The organism is Flavobacterium sp. CBA20B-1, assembly GCF_028473145.1.
GTDB lineage: Bacteria > Bacteroidota > Bacteroidia > Flavobacteriales > Flavobacteriaceae > Flavobacterium.
In genome coordinates, this window is the sequence record NZ_CP092370.1 from 1572600 (window position 1) to 1588558 (window position 15959).

12 protein-coding genes and 3 tRNA genes are annotated in these 15959 nt (G+C 36.3%); 3 read left to right on the plus strand and 12 right to left on the minus strand.

All coding sequences use genetic code 11. The features are described from left to right. Nucleotides 1-82 precede the first annotated feature (82 nt). From hemW to MG290_RS07885, 4 genes are all read right to left on the minus strand, one after another. Nucleotides 83-1207 carry a radical SAM family heme chaperone HemW gene (gene hemW, locus MG290_RS07870; RefSeq protein WP_264560800.1) on the minus strand — a complete coding sequence of 375 codons (1125 nt, stop codon included), beginning with the start codon at nucleotides 1205-1207 and terminating at the stop codon, nucleotides 83-85. Beyond that, on the minus strand, nucleotides 1207-1764 hold the full coding sequence (gene ruvC / locus MG290_RS07875; protein WP_264560801.1) for a crossover junction endodeoxyribonuclease RuvC: 558 nt from the start codon (nucleotides 1762-1764) through the stop codon (nucleotides 1207-1209). Before ruvC ends, hemW begins: the two co-directional genes overlap by 1 nt. 145 nt (nucleotides 1765-1909) lie before the next feature. After that, nucleotides 1910-2752 (minus strand): isoaspartyl peptidase/L-asparaginase, encoded by an 843-nt coding sequence (locus MG290_RS07880; protein WP_264560802.1) that lies wholly within the window; start codon nucleotides 2750-2752, stop codon nucleotides 1910-1912. Between the two features lie 6 nt (nucleotides 2753-2758). Further along, nucleotides 2759-3634 (minus strand): cyanophycinase, encoded by an 876-nt coding sequence (locus tag MG290_RS07885; RefSeq protein ID WP_264560803.1) that lies wholly within the window; start codon nucleotides 3632-3634, stop codon nucleotides 2759-2761. 236 nt (nucleotides 3635-3870) lie between these two features. Between MG290_RS07885 and cphA the strand changes: the two genes are divergently transcribed. Next, a complete protein-coding gene (gene cphA, locus MG290_RS07890; RefSeq protein WP_264560804.1) occupies nucleotides 3871-6492 on the plus strand; it encodes a cyanophycin synthetase in 2622 nt (873 codons plus the stop codon). Nucleotides 6493-6647: 155 nt separating this feature from the next. Then, a complete protein-coding gene (locus MG290_RS07895) occupies nucleotides 6648-7583 on the plus strand; it encodes a flippase-like domain-containing protein (RefSeq protein ID WP_264560805.1) in 936 nt (311 codons plus the stop codon). On the opposite strand, the gene MG290_RS07900 is transcribed toward MG290_RS07895, so the two are convergent. Further along, on the minus strand, nucleotides 7546-8025 hold the full coding sequence (locus MG290_RS07900; RefSeq protein ID WP_264560806.1) for a hypothetical protein: 480 nt from the start codon (nucleotides 8023-8025) through the stop codon (nucleotides 7546-7548). The genes MG290_RS07895 and MG290_RS07900 overlap by 38 nt on opposite strands. A gap of 47 nt (nucleotides 8026-8072) precedes the next feature. Here MG290_RS07900 and MG290_RS07905 point away from each other — a divergent pair, with 47 nt between their 5' ends. After that, nucleotides 8073-8570 carry a DUF456 domain-containing protein gene (locus tag MG290_RS07905; protein ID WP_264560807.1) on the plus strand — a complete coding sequence of 166 codons (498 nt, stop codon included), beginning with the start codon at nucleotides 8073-8075 and terminating at the stop codon, nucleotides 8568-8570. On the opposite strand, the gene MG290_RS07910 is transcribed toward MG290_RS07905, so the two are convergent. The 7 genes from MG290_RS07910 to dnaE all read right to left on the minus strand — a co-directional run bounded on the left by MG290_RS07910 (nucleotide 8567) and on the right by dnaE (nucleotide 15939). Beyond that, on the minus strand, nucleotides 8567-9418 hold the full coding sequence (locus tag MG290_RS07910) for an energy transducer TonB (RefSeq protein ID WP_272585153.1): 852 nt from the start codon (nucleotides 9416-9418) through the stop codon (nucleotides 8567-8569). The two genes, MG290_RS07905 and MG290_RS07910, sit on opposite strands and share 4 nt — an antisense overlap. 46 nt (nucleotides 9419-9464) lie before the next feature. Further along, entirely contained in the window at nucleotides 9465-10331 is an 867-nt protein-coding gene (locus tag MG290_RS07915; RefSeq protein ID WP_264560809.1) for an energy transducer TonB, read from the minus strand. A gap of 133 nt (nucleotides 10332-10464) precedes the next feature. Then, a tRNA-Asp gene (locus MG290_RS07920) sits at nucleotides 10465-10538 on the minus strand. Between the two features lie 51 nt (nucleotides 10539-10589). Beyond that, nucleotides 10590-10666 (minus strand) — tRNA-Asp (locus MG290_RS07925). A gap of 71 nt (nucleotides 10667-10737) precedes the next feature. After that, nucleotides 10738-10811 (minus strand) — tRNA-Asp (locus tag MG290_RS07930). 184 nt (nucleotides 10812-10995) lie between these two features. After that, nucleotides 10996-11313: a thioredoxin gene (gene trxA, locus MG290_RS07935; RefSeq protein WP_257499816.1), complete on the minus strand. Its 318-nt coding sequence runs from the start codon at nucleotides 11311-11313 to the stop codon at nucleotides 10996-10998. A 99-nt stretch (nucleotides 11314-11412) separates the two neighbouring features. Continuing rightward, nucleotides 11413-15939 (minus strand): DNA polymerase III subunit alpha, encoded by a 4527-nt coding sequence (gene dnaE, locus MG290_RS07940; RefSeq protein ID WP_264560810.1) that lies wholly within the window; start codon nucleotides 15937-15939, stop codon nucleotides 11413-11415. Nucleotides 15940-15959 lie beyond the last annotated feature (20 nt).

Consider the following 15959-nt stretch of genomic DNA (forward strand, 5'->3'; position numbering starts at 1 on the left):
CTCAAACTTTTCACGAGCGTGACGCTCGCGAGAGCGATTACAGATAGAAAAAAAAAAATCATCTGTGCGTCTGTGGGAATTATCAATGAATCCAAAACAATTCACTTGCAATGCCATCGCAAAAGAATTTACCTTTTAAAGTTGTTTTTAAAATGTTCTTTTCAATTATCAATTTTTCGTTGGTGAGAAAAATTTCTGCGTTTTTCAATAAATAATCTAAATAATTTTGTCCAAAATCGACTTTTATTTTTTCTAAAGATACGCCCCAAACGGTTCGTAAACCTGTCATTACATATTCGTTGTAGCGATCATTTTTGGATAAAACTTCTACTTCGCTTGGTAATTTATCTTGTTGAATAGCTTTTATATACAAAGAATTATTGGCAATATTCCACGAGCGGTTTTCGCCATTAAAACTATGTGCAGAAGGACCAATTCCTAAATAGTTCTTTCCCAACCAATAAGCAGAATTATTTTTAGAGAAATAATCGGGCTTACCAAAATTAGATAATTCGTAATGAATAAATCCTGCTTTTTCTAGCATTTCAATCAATAATAAAAAATGTTCATGGGCAACTCCGTCGTCTGGTGTGGGGATTTTTCCGTTTTTAATCAAGGTTGCCAATGCCGTTTTTGGTTCAACGGTTAACGCGTAACTGGATATATGCGGAATGTTTAAATCTAATGCTTTCTGAACGTTTTGCTGCCAGCGATCAACAGTCATTTCGGGAATTCCATAAATTAAATCAATCGAAATATTATCAAAATATTTTTTGGCTTCTTGCAACGAATTCCACGCTTCATCAGCATTATGCGCCCGGTTCATCATTTTTATATCTTCATCAAAAAAAGATTGAATCCCGATGCTTAAACGATTGATTTTTGATTCAGCCAATTCTTTTATTCGATCTGCCGTTAAATCATCTGGATTGGCTTCCAATGTAATCTCCGGCTTCTGAACAACATCAAATAGCTGATAAATGGCATCAACCAATAAATTAATTTCTTGGTTCGATAAAACACTCGGAGTTCCTCCACCAAAATAAATGGTTTCTATGGGCTCTGTAATTTCATTTTTTCGTAAAAAAAGTTCCCGATGCAATGCCGCAATCATCTCTTCTTTCTTTTTCAGTGAGGTAGAAAAATGAAAGTCGCAGTAATGACAAGCTTGTTTACAAAAAGGAATATGGATATAAATGCCTGCCATTATTTTTTATTTACACGATCGGCGTTTTGACTAACAAACGCGCCCCAACCTGAATAGCTTTTGCCTACAACGGTTTTTCCTGAGTTAAAATAATGACAAACCGCAGCTGCCAAACCATCGGTAGAATCTAGGTTTTTGGGCAATTCTTTTATACCCAATAATTGCTGTAACATTTTGGCTACTTGTTCTTTACTGGCATTTCCGTTGCCTGTAATTGCCATTTTTATCTTCTTGGGCTCGTATTCGGTAATAGGAATTTGGCGTGATAATCCGGCTGCCATTGCCACACCTTGTGCCCTACCCAATTTCAGCATCGATTGTACATTTTTTCCGAAAAACGGCGCTTCGATTGCTATTTCATCGGGATTATGTGTATCGATCAATTCAATGGTGCGTTCAAAAATGCGTTGCAATTTTAAATAAGGATCGGTCATTTTGGCAAGATTTAACTCGTTCAGTTGCATGAATTCCATGGAATTTTTCACCACTTTAATCAATCCAAAACCCATAATGGTTGTTCCGGGATCAATTCCTAATATAATACGTTCGTTTGCCAAAATTGTCTTTATAAATTGAAATAGTGTAAAATTTAATTCAAAATAAACGTGTAATAAACTAATTATCAACGATATATTAAACTAAATTTCAGCAAATAAAGTTACAACTATTATTTAAAAGTTGCGGCACATATTTAATTTTTCATTACTGAAAAACTTCTTCCTTTATACCATCAAAACTTGCAAAAACCATACTTGGATGCGAATCTTGATGAAAGATATTACCCTGATTGTCAATCGCAATTGCTCCTGCAAAACCATCGTAAGGCTTTAATTCGGCAAAGGTTTTTTCAAACGCTTGTTCTAACGAAAAACCATCGGTAACACGGGTTACAATCTTTGCTGCCACGGCACCGCTCACAATATCTTCGCCAACGCCTGTTAAGCTTACACCGCAAAATGAATTGGCATAATTTCCGGCAACGGTAGCTGAATCGGATATTCTTCCAGGAATTTCAAACCCTTTTCCGCCGGTTGAAGTAGCAACTGCAATTTTTCCGTTTTTATCTAAAACAACACAACCAACAGTTCCTGTTCCTAACGATTTTACTTTTGCTTCGTATTCAGCTTTTCGTTGGGGGATTTCAGTAGAAAAAGCTTCAAATCCATGCTTACGGGCAAAGTTTGTAGCGCCGCTTCCGCCTAAAATTCGGTCGTCAACCTGCATTAAAACCTCTGCCACTTGAATGGGGTTTTTAACGTCTTCGATATTAATCACACCGCTCATTTTCTGCGTTTCGCCGTCCATTAAAGAAGCACTCATTCTTATTTTTCCGTCAGATTGAATTTGAGAACCAATTCCTGCATTGAACAATTCATCGTCTTCTAACTGCGAAACCGCATAGACCACTGTTTCTAATGCCGAATGATTTTGCAAATACGCATAAGCATCTTTCACAATGCGTAAAAGTGCTTGTTGTTTGGCAATTTTGGTTTCTAAATTGGTGGTTGATTCAGAGAAAAAACCACCGTGAATAATGATTTTCATAACCTCTTAATTTGTATATTGCGAAGAATGAATACTCATTTTATATGTATTTAGATCAAATTTATCAAATTGACTCATCACGTGTGTTACCAAATGATTGATTGATATAGGTTGACCCAATTCCACTTGTGTTAAACTGGTGTCTTTTACTTCTCGTCCGTCAACCAGAATCACCAAGCCCGAACCAATAGCTTCCATTTGATGCCCATTGGTAATCAACAAGCCCGTATCTTCGCCCAAGCCAACACCTAAAACTTTTGGATTGCTCACTACTGCTTGAAACAAACGACCAATTCGCCCCCTTTGAACGAAGTGTGTATCAATCACCACATCGTCAATCAACCCTAAACCCGATGTGATTTTTACTTCACCTTTCAGCAAAGCTTCCTTGCTGCTTCCTTGATAAATCATACTGTTTGAGGCTGCTGCTGCACCTGCTGATGTTCCGGCATAGATAAATTCGGTAGTTCTGTATTTCGAAATCAACAAATCTACAAAAGGAGTTCCACCCAAAATAGAGGTTAAACGCAATTGATCGCCGCCGGTAAACATTACCACATCTGCTGCTTTTAAGCGCTCTAAAACCTCCGGATCGCTTGCCTGTTCGCGGTTTTCAATATACAACACATCGGCGTTGTTTGCCTCTAAATAGCTGAATGCTTTAATATATTCGGGACCTATTTCTCTTGGAATTTTCGACGCAGTTGTAATCACTTCAATTCGTGATTTTTCCTTATGTTTTGATTCCTCAATGATTCTTTTTAGAATTCCTGTTTCAAAAAAATTCAAATTCTTTGAAGCGTCTTTATCTAAATTGGTTTCTGTAAAACTTCCCTTATCTACAGCACCACCTATTATAATTAATTTTCCTAATATTTCCATGGCGTAAAAATAACTATTTCTTGAAATTACACAAATTCCAACACAAAAGAAAATGATAATTTTTTTTACACACTTTTCAAAAAAAATCGTCAAACGCAAGGAATCTTTCAGAGAGAAAGCACTAATTAGTATATTCACTATTTATTTCGTTTTTTTTATCTAAAACAATCAACATTTAAAATATTTTTTTATTTTTAACAAAATGAACATCATATAAGAAAAAATTATTGTTTTTTATGAAAATATTAAAAGTACAAGCCTTAAGAGGACCTAACATTTGGAGCGTTCGCAGAAAAAAATTAATACAAATGCGATTAGATTTGGAAGAAATGGAAGAATTTCCCACCAATAAAATTGAAGGATTTAGAGAGCGAATTGAAGCAATGTTTCCAACGATGATTGAACATCGCTGTTCAGAAGGAACCAGAGGTGGTTTTTTCTCTCGTGTAGAACGAGGCACGTGGATGGGACATGTTATTGAGCATATTGCATTAGAAATTCAAACGCTAGCCGGCATGGAAACAGGCTTTGGAAGAACGCGTGAAACCAAAACACCAGGTGTTTACAATGTAGTTTTTAGTTATACCGAAGAAAACGTTGGCTTGTTTGCGGCTGAAAGTGCCGTTCGTATTGCCGAAGCTTTAATTGCTGGAACCGAATACGATGTGGAAGCAGACATTCAAAGAATGCGTGAAATTCGCGAACGCGTTCGCTTGGGACCGTCAACCGGAAGCATTGTGGAAGAAGCAGTTGCACGCGATATTCCTTGGATTCGTTTAGGTACTAATTCCTTAGTTCAGTTGGGATATGGCATCAATCAAATGCGTTTCCAGGCAACTATCACCTGCAAAACAAGCAATATTGCTGTGGACATTGCTTGTGATAAAGAAGAAACCAAACGCTTGTTAGAATTGGCGTCGATTCCTGTGGCAAGTGGCGGCATTTGTGTGGATGAAGAAGATTTAGAAGAAGTAGTGAAAAAAATTGGATACCCAATTGTGATTAAACCTTTAGACGGTAATCACGGCAAGGGTGCATCAATTAACGTGAAAAATTGGGAAGATGCGGTCACCGGATTGGCTTATGCAAAAAATTACAGCCGCAGAGTGATCGTTGAAAAATTTATTACCGGATTTGATTTTCGTGTGTTGATAATCGATCATAAATTGGTGGCAGCTGCCAAAAGAGAACCCGCTCATGTGAAAGGTGATGGCGTGCAAACCATTCAACAATTAATCGATGAAACCAATCAAGACCCAAGACGCGGGTACGGACATGAAAATGTTTTAACGCAAATTGATGTGGACCGAGATACCACCGATTTATTAGATAAATTGGGCTATACTTTAGAAACAATTCCCAACAAAGGCGAAATTGTATATTTAAAATCTACTGCTAATTTAAGCACCGGTGGAACATCGGTTGATGTGACTGATATGATGCATCCCGAAAACATTTTTCTTTGCGAACGCATTTCTCGCGTAATTGGTTTAGATGTTTGCGGAATTGATATCATGGCAGAAAATTTAACACAACCACTTAAGGAAAATGGTGGATGTATTTTAGAAGTAAACGCAGCTCCTGGTTTCCGCATGCATTTGGCTCCAAGCGAAGGATTACCCAGAAATGTTGCCGCTCCGGTGATTGATATGTTGTATCCGCCCGGAAAACCAAGCCGTATTCCTATCATTGCTGTAACAGGAACAAATGGCAAAACAACCACCACCCGATTAATTGCACATATTGTAAAAAATAACGGTTACAAAGTGGGTTTCACCACATCAGACGGAATTTATGTGCAAAACCACATGATGGAAAAAGGCGACACCACCGGACCTATTTCGGCAGAATATATATTGAAAGACCCTACGGTAGAATTTGCTGTTTTAGAAACGGCAAGAGGAGGTATTTTAAGGTCGGGGCTTGGATTTAGTCGTTGTGATATTGGAATCATCACAAATATTCAAGAAGATCATTTGGGATTGTCTGATATTCATACCTTAGACGATTTAGCCCGCGTAAAAAGTGTGGTTGTGCGCAGTGTGAAAGAAGACGGCTGGGCAATCTTAAACGCAGAAGATGAACAATGCCTGAAAATTGCAAAGGATTTAAGTTGCAATGTGGCTTATTTCAGCATGGATGAAAATGCCCCAATCGTAAAACAATTTGCAAAAGATGGAAAAATTGTAGCGGTTTATGAAAACGGTTTCATCACCATAAAAAAAGGAGAATGGAAAATTCGTGTTGAAAGAGCCACTCATGTTCCGTTAACTCTTGGGGGAAAAGCAAAATTTATGATTGCCAATGTGTTGGCAGCAACTTTAGCGGCATACTTACAAGGATTTAAAACCGAAGATATTAGTTTATCCCTACAAACATTTATTCCGAGTGCTGCACAAACTCCAGGGCGAATGAATATTTTTGAGTTTAAAAAGTTTAAAGTTTTGATTGATTTTGCACATAATCCTGCCGGTTATCGTGGTGTGGAAGAATATTTAAGTACCGTGGAAGCCACTAAAAAAATAGGAATTATTGCCGGAGTTGGAGACCGAAGAGATGAAGACATTAAAGAATGTGCCATGATTGCTGCCCGAATGTTTGACCATATTATTATTCGACAGGAAAAACACTTGCGTGGCAGAACCGAACAAGAAATCATTGATTTGATTATGGAGGGTATTTCAGAATCAGAACGCACTGTTACTTATGAAATCATTACTAAAGAAACCGAAGCTATTAAACACGCAATAAACAGCGCCGAAGACGGCACTTTTATTACTGCCTTGAGTGATGTAATTACCAATGCAATCGAGATTGTTCAGGAATATTTAGATAAAGAAAACGAAGAAGTTAGTTAGTTAGGTTTTTTAAAGAACATCTATAAAAATGCTCCAATAAAATTTGGAGCATTTTTTATTTCAATCGAAGCCAATCATCCATATAATTCGTTAATTTAATATGCAGGTGCTCAAAAAAATCATTTCTTTGCACTATGAAATTGCTATCGCCCAAAATGAAACAATTCCTAATACTGTTGCTAAAAATAGCAGTAGTTGGTGGCGCTTTTTATTTTATTAACAAACAACTCACCGAGAAAGATTTCGATTGGGAAATTATTGCCAAAGCCTTACACAAACCAAATGCATGGTTTTTAGTGGACATACTGTTGCTGCTTACCTTTTTAAACAGATTTATCGAGATTTTAAAATGGAAAAATTTGGCACAAACTGTAAAGCCAATCAGCATTTGGGAAAGCACCAAACAGGTTTTAATTGGTATTACTTTTGGGATTGTTACACCAAACGGTATTGGCGAATACGCAGGAAAAGCATGGTTTTATGAGCGGAAAAACACCGTGAAAATTATCTTTTTAAATGCGGTTTGCAACGGTATTCAAGTGGTATTTTCTGTTAGTTTTGGGTTAATTGGTACGTTTTACATTAATTCTTTATACCAATTTATTGCTACAAAATATATTTTACTGTTTTTCGGGGTTTTAATAGCGGTAATTGTAGTGTTTTTTTCCGTTAAAAACATTCGCATAAAGGGTTATTCACTGCAAACACTGTTTAAAAGTTTAAACGAAATTCCTAAAACAATTCATCGAAAAAACATCGGTTTGGCTTTGTTAAGGTATGTAGTGTTGATCCATCAGTATTTTATTCTGTACACACTTTTCCATGTAGAAATCTCGTATATTGTATTATTGGCTGTGGTGGCGAGTATTTATCTGTTGGCATCGAGCTTGCCCAATTTTCAAGCGGTAGATTTTGCTTTGAAAGGAAGTGTGGCTATTTATTTATTCAGCTTTTTTGGTGTGGACGGATGGATTGTAACGCTTGTAGCAGCTCTTATTTGGTTGTTAAATTTGGTAATTCCTATATCAATTGGAAGTATTTTTCTGCTTATTTTTAATCCGAAGAAGAATTTAAACCAACAGGCAGTATAAATTGGGTTTTAACGGGAATACCGCGTTTGGTTGCCGGATGTATTTTTGAAAAACTTTTTTGGTGATGCGCCATAATACTGTCTAGCATTTTTTTGGGAAGCAATTTTTCATTTACCATTTGTGTTTTGAACTGAAGGTCGCTCTTCGGAGAAATTGTTACTAAAAACTGTACGGTATCAATAGTAGAAATTTGCACCAGTGAATCGGTTTTTAAAACATGAACCACTTCAAAATGCAATCGATCAAAAAAACACGCTTTGTTTTCCTCTTCTGTTTTTAGCTTTTCGCAGGCATCATAAGTAGGATAGGTATCTACTTTATTCCAATCGATAGTATGCAATTCGCGTCTTAACAACTCTTGTGAATTAGGTAGTTCTTTCTGTGCGAAATTGCAAGAAGTAAGAAAAATACTAAAAAAAAGAAATGCCCAATAATTCTTCATGAACAATTAAATCGTAAATTTAGAGACAAAAATACAAAAAAATTACTATGGAAATTTTAATACTGATTATAAGTTTGTTATTTGTAATTGCCGGAATTGTTGGCAGCGTGTTGCCTGCTTTACCCGGACCGCCTATCAGCTGGATTGGACTGCTGATTTTATACACCACACCCGGCATCGTTTTTGACTATTGGCTATTGGGAATTACGTTTGTATTTACGCTGATCATTGTGATTTTAGATTATGTGATTCCGGCACAAGGCACCAAACGCTTTGGCGGCAGCAAGTACGGAATTTGGGGCACAAACATTGGATTGATTGTGGGGCTATTCTTTCCTCCTTTTGGGTTTGTTATTGGGCCATTCTTAGGTGCTTTTATTGGGGAATTGATTTACGACCAAACCGATTCAAAACGAGCATTGAAAGCAGCTACGGGTTCTTTTATAGGTTTTGTGGCCTCTACTTTTGTAAAATTTGTGTTTTGTATGATTTTATTGGGGATTTATATTCACACCGTTTGGAAGTATTGGAGTGTTTGGTTTTAGATTTTTAGTTTGAAGGTTCGTTTCAAATCAGCAAAATTAAACTTTGAAATTTGCGCATTGGTCGAAATCACTGTGATATTGATTAAATAGGTCCCAGCGATAAAGTAAATGGTGTTGTTATAATACATCACTTCATTACTATTCACACTGAAATAGCCTTCTAAAGCTTTATAGCTTTTGTAATCAACTTCCTTAATTGCTGTTTTTTTCAATGCCGCATCTGTTTTAATGATATTCAAATGGTGCGTTGTATTGCTCAAAAGTATTTCCTTTATGGTAATGGAGTAAAAAGTGCTGTTGTCTGCGGTGCTGTATGAAAACTCTTTCACCTTATTGTATTGATTGGTGCTGCTATTGATTAATTTACAACTACACTCAAATTCAAAATAATCGGTGCTTACTGTTCGTTCTAAAATGGCTTTGTCTAATAAGGCTTTATCAACATTTCGCATGGGAAACCTAAGTGTAATGGGCACTGTATGAAAAGAACGAACTATTTTTCCATTTTTTTCGGCAGGTTTCCAAGCCGGCATCATTTTTAAAACCCTGATTATTTCACCGATATAACCATAAGCATGTTCATTTCCTTTTATTTCAGCATTAGAAAGCAACCCATTTTTTTCGACAACAAATTGCAGTTTAAAAGAAATTTCATCATATTTTGGCGGAATAACCAATGGATTAAACTCATTAGTGAAAGCTTGCAAAAAAGCAGACATTTCTTGTTTGGGTACTGCTTGTTTCTGTACAAATCGATATATTTTGTTATCATCCATCTCATTTATTTCTTGAGCTTGAATAATATCTGACGAAAACAGAATAAGAAAGATGAGCAGGAAGGTTTTCATAGGTTTTGAAAATCAATTATATACTTCCTAAATTACAAAATAATACTCAATTAGAGTTATTTGCATCTTTCCATCTAAAGTTTTTCACTAAATGATTAAATGTTAAATCTAATATTTGTCTATTTACAGAAACAACATTTAAACCAACAACAAAGTTATTTTCCTTAAAAAACATTGTTCGATAATAAAATTCATACCCTTCACTTGGAACACTAATTAGAGTTTCTATCGCTTTTTTACTTTTATATTGAACCTCTTTATATGTTCCGTTTTGCCTTTCTACATCATTCTTTATACCTGTAAAATAATCTTCAACATTATCAGATTCTGCGACTTTTAAACCAATTGAATAAAAGACACTTTTATCTGGAGCATCATAAGAAAATTCTACTATTTTATTTTTTTCGTGAAAAATATTTTTCTCAAAGATACAATTGCACGAAAATTCAAAATGTTTATTTTCTATTTTATTAGTTGTCAATGACTGTAGATATGAAGCAATCTCTTGTTCAGTTTTAAATTGAACATCAGAAGGATTACCAATATTGTCAATTCTTATTTTAATAGGTAAAGTAAAAGAACTTTTAATAGCTTTATCATCATATAATGCAGGATTCCATGAAGGCATTAGCATTAAAACACGTTTAGCTTCTTCTCCTACCCCACTTTTATCATCCACCACTTGAATATCAGAAAAAGAACCATCTTCTTCTACTATGAATTTTAATCTAATTGCAATTTCATCTATATTATTCGATACATGTGGAATTTTAAATTCTTTAATGAAGTTTTGCATAAAACTTTCCATTCCTTCTTTTGGGCGTGCTTTTACTTGCGGAATTATAGATGTTTCTTGAGCGAATGTTGATAAGCAAACAAACAAAATAATAAATAAGGATAAAATATTTTTCATAAGAAATGTATTAAGTTGTAAAAAATCAAAAAAGCCCTCCGATTTGGAAAGCTTTTCATTGGTCTAACTACTAAACCAGGTACTTGCGTACCTAAACAACACAACTATTTTTGATTCTAAAGCGAGAATCTCGCGGTCTGGACGGGACTCGAACCCGCGACCCCATGCGTGACAGGCATGTATTCTAACCAACTGAACTACCAAACCAAAACATTAAAGGGCACAAAAGCCCCTCGTAACCGAAGGGCTATTGTATCTTGGCGGTCTGGACGGGACTCGAACCCGCGACCCCATGCGTGACAGGCATGTATTCTAACCAACTGAACTACCAAACCAAGATAATGTTTTATGTCAAAGAAATTTTACTTTCGCAAAATTGTAAAGAAACTTGTTCTTTTGTTTTTTGCGGTCTGGACGGGACTCGAACCCGCGACCCCATGCGTGACAGGCATGTATTCTAACCAACTGAACTACCAAACCGTTTGTGATCTTAATGTGTTCTTCATTAATTCAACGGTGCAAATATACGACCATTTACTAATGGTGCAAACATTTTTTTAAAAAATTCAATTGTTGTTGCTCATATTTTTTTCAGAGGGTTATTTTTCAGTTATTTACAAAAAAAATACCGGAATAAATCCGGCATCTTTTGTATGTATATTGCTTATAAAAGTTTATTTAAAGCATCAACGTATGTTTGTTTTGGTGCTACACCTACTTGGCGACCAACTACTTCTCCGTTTTGAAAAATTAAAACTGTTGGTATATTGCGCACCCCGTATTGCGATGCAAAATCTTGATTTGCATCTACATCTACTTTTCCTACTACTACTTTTCCATCAAAATCACCTGATAGTTCTTCAATAGTTGGACCTAACATTTTACAAGGACCACACCATTCTGCCCAAAAATCTACTACTACTGGTTTGTCTGATTTTAATACTACTTCGTCAAAGGTAGCATCTGTTATTTCTAAAGCCATAATTTATTTTTTATATCTATGTTCTATACAAATTTAATCATTTTTTTAATTGGTGCAAGCCCCAAATCATAACTTCTGTCTATTGCACAATAAGCTTTTTTAATTCAATCTAAAGGAAACCTGCATACGCTCTAACTCTTCTAATAAATCAGACGATATTTCAATGCGCATATTTTTGCTGGGCATTTCTAATAGATTTTTTTTCAAATACTGCACCTCGGGCAATGGAATGTCGGTGGTTTTTTCTTCTATGAGCTCTGCCGTTCCTTCGTCTGACACATCGGGCAATAATTTGTTGATCTCTTCGGTTTGCAAACGATTTTGCACTTCTTCCAATTCAAAAACTTCAAAAACAACTGCTTTTGAACCGGGATTTTGATCCATTATAAAACGAATTTTTTCAACTTGCATTTCTTTTAATTGGCGAACATCGATTTGAATAATTAGTTTTTTGGCAAATGTTGGAATCACTTCGTTCAACAACTTTAGCTCAACAAACTGCATGCGCGGTTCTGAACGTTCGTTGCTATCTTTCTTAATCCAGCCTTCTTTAACATACACCTTAAAATACACAAAAGTGTTGTTCAACAAAAAGTGTCGGTTTTTCAGATAATCTTCATTAAACATGCGCATTTCAATGCTTTCATCATATCCTTCTACCGTAAAAATCGCCCAATCTTTTCCTTTTGAAGAGGTTTTGAACTGCACATTTGAAATCATTCCGCCAAAAGTTACGGTTCTGCCCACCAAAAGATCTAAATTTTTCAACTGCTCTAATTTTACATTGCAAAAATATTTGAGTTCAAACTTAAAATCATCTAACGGATGCCCTGAAATGTAAATACCCACGACATCTTTTTCTTTTGCCAATTTTTCCATCGTTGTCCATTCTTCGCAACTTGGAATTACAGGCTCGGGAATTTGTACTTCGCTGCTTTCTCCAAACAAACTCACTTGGGCAGAGTTTTCATTTTCTTGAAATTTAGCTCCGTATTTCATTGCTTTCTCTAAAAAAGTAATTCCATCGCCTTCGGTATAAAAATATTGTGCGCGATGCGTATCTGTAAAACAATCAAAACCACCGGCCAATGCCAGATTTTCGAAGGCTTTTTTATTGGCCGATCTTAAGTCGATGCGTTTTGCCAAATCAAAAATCGATTTATAATTTCCGTTTTTTCTATTCTCGATAATGGTGTTTACAGCACCTTCGCCAACTCCTTTAATAGCACCCATACCAAAGCGAATTTGATAATTCTCGTTTACGGCAAATTTGTAGTGCGACTCATTTACATCAGGGCCTAACACGTCTAAGCCCATGCGGCGGCACTCTTCCATGAAAAAAGTAACCGATTTAATATCGTTCATATTGTTTGAAAGCACAGCAGCCATATATTCTGCTGGGTAATGTGCTTTTAAATAAGCGGTTTGATAAGCCACCCACGCATAACAAGTAGAGTGTGACTTGTTGAAGGCATACGAAGCAAAAGCTTCCCAGTCTTTCCAGATTTTTTCTAATATTTTAGGATCATGTCCTTTTGCAGCTGCTTGTTCTACAAATTTAGGTTTCATTTTATCCAAAACATCTTTTTGTTTTTTACCCATTGCCTTACGCAACACATCGGCTTCACCTTTAGTAAAATCGGCTAATTTTTGCGACAAAAGCATTACCTGTTCCTGATAAACAGTGATTCCGTAGGTTTCTTTTAAGTATTCTTCGCATGCATCTAAATCGTAGGTAATTTCTTCCTCACCATTTTTTCTTCGAACGAACGATGGAATATATTCTAGCGGTCCCGGGCGATACAAAGCATTCATGGCAATTAAATCACCAAAAACCGTAGGTTTCAGCTCGCGCATGTATTTTTGCATTCCCGGCGATTCGTATTGAAACACACCTACGGTTTCTCCGCGTTGGAACAATTCATAGGTTTTCGCATCATCAATCGGAATTTCTTCTGGATCTATTTCTAAACCGGTACGTTGCTTTATAATTGCAACGGTATCTTTTATTAAAGTAAGGGTTTTTAAACCCAAGAAATCCATTTTAAGCAAACCGGCACTCTCGGCTACCGAGTTATCAAATTGAGTTACATACAATTCAGAATCTTTTGCCGTTTGAACAGGCACGAAATTGGTAATATCATCGGGCGTAATGATTACTCCACAGGCATGAATTCCGGTGTTTCGCATAGAACCTTCAATGATTTTTGCCTGCTGAATGGTTTCTGAAAGCAAATCGTTTTGTTTGGCAACGTTGATTAATTCTTTCACCGCATCAAACTCTTCCGAACGCAATACTTTTTTGATATCTTCCTCTGGTTCTGATAAAAAACGACGCAAATTCCATTTACTAGGCATCATGGTCGGAATCATTTTGGCGATACGTTCCGATTCATATAAAGGTAAATCTAACACACGCGCCGCATCTTTAATAGCCGATTTAGTTGCCATTTTACCATAAGTAATGATTTGCGCCACTTGATTTGCACCGTATTTTTTGATTACATAATCCATAACACGCCCACGCCCTTCATCATCGAAATCGATATCAATATCGGGCATCGACACACGGTCTGGATTCAAAAAACGCTCAAAAAGCAAATCATATTTAATAGGATCTAAATTGGTGATTCCCAAACAATAGGCCACCGCAGAACCCGCAGCAGAACCACGCCCTGGACCAACCGACACTCCCATTTTTCGGGCTGCCGCAATGAAATCTTGCACAATTAAAAAATAACCCGGATAACCTGAATTTTCAACTGTTTTTAATTCAAAATCTAAGCGTTCGGTAATTGTTTCGTCAATTTCTTTGTATCGACGTTTGGCTCCTTCATAGGTTAAATATCGTAAATAAGCATTTTCACCTCGTTTTCCTCCATCAATCGCATCTTCTGGGTGGATAAATTCAGCAGGAATATCGAATTTTGGCAATAAAATATCTCTGTACAACGAATATACTTCTATCTTATCTACAATTTCTTGAATATTAATGATGGCTTCAGGCAAATCTTTAAAAAGCGCCTTCATTTCCGCCTGGGTTTTATAATAATACTCTTGATTGGGCAAGCCATAACGATAACCGCGTCCGCGTCCAATTGGTGTTGCTTGCTTTTCGCCGTCTTTTACACATAAAAGAATATCATGGGCATTGGCATCGGATTTTTCTAAATAATAGGTATTGTTTGTCGCGATTAATTTTATGTTGTGCTTTTTAGAAAATGCGATTAACGTTTTGTTTACACGGTCTTCATCTTCTTGGTTGTGGCGCATGATTTCCAAATAAAAATCATCTTGAAAATGTTCTTTCCACCACAAAAGCGCTTCTTCGGCTTGCTTTTCACCAATGTTTAAAATTTTATTGGGAATTTCACCAAACAAATTACCAGAAAGCACGATTACATCTTCCTTATATTTTAATAATGTTTCTTTATCGATACGAGGCACATAATAAAACCCATTTATCGATGCAATTGATGATAATTTTGCAAGATTGTGGTATCCGTTTTTATTTTTTGCCAACAATACGATTTGATATCCGTTGTCTTTTTTAGATTTATCGGTATGATTTTCGCACACAAAAAACTCGCAACCAACAATAGGTTTTAGTTCGGTTTCGGTAGGATCTTCGCCATTTTCAATCGCAGCTTCATTGGCTTTTTTTACATTTTTGTTGTGATCTAAAACCGCACTAACAAATTTAAAAGCACCCATCATGTTTCCGTGATCGGTCATTGCCACGGCAGACATTTTCTCTTTGGCAGCTTTTTTAATCATTGCACCAATATCAATCGTAGATTGCAAAACAGAAAACTGTGTGTGATTGTGCAAATGCGCAAAAACAGCAGCTTCGTAAGCTTTTTTAACATCGGTAGATATTACTTGCTTCGCTTCTTCTTTTATAACACCCGCTGCTTCTAATTGCTTCCGAATTTCTTCAGATGCTTTTTTTAGGTTGATATGTTTTAGACCGATTAACTGAAAAGGTTGCGGATTTACTTCTTTAAAATGTTGTAAATATCCGGCTGGTTGCTGCAATTCACTTTCTGTGAAAACGTTTTTACGAATCAATTCAAAAAAACATCGTGTGGTAGCTTCCACATCGGCAGTAGCGTTGTGTGCTTCGCCAAAAGGCACTCCAAACAAATATTCGTGTAACTCTGTTAAAGTGGGCAATTTGTATCTGCCTCCACGTCCGCCTGAAAGTTTCAGTAAATCGGCTGTAACTTCGGTACACGTATCCAGCACCGGCATATTGTTTAAAGACGATTGCACGGCTGCCCTGTGAAATTCGGCACCCATAATATTCAAATCGAAACCTACATTTTGCCCCACAACAAATTTGGCTTTGCTCAAAGCTGTGTTAAACTTGGTAAGAACCGTATTTATATCGATTCCTTTTTCGGTTGCCAATAAGGTAGAAATACCATGAATTCGTTCTGAATCATAAGGAATATCAAAACCATCGGGTTTTATCAAATAGTCTTCATGTGCTACCAAATTTCCCAATTCATCATGCAACTGCCAAGCAATTTGTATGCATCGTGGCCAATTGTCAACATCGGTAATAGGTGCATTCCAATCCTTTGGTAAACCTGTGGTTTCGGTATCAAAAATTATATACATGTATTCTAAAGCAAGTTAAT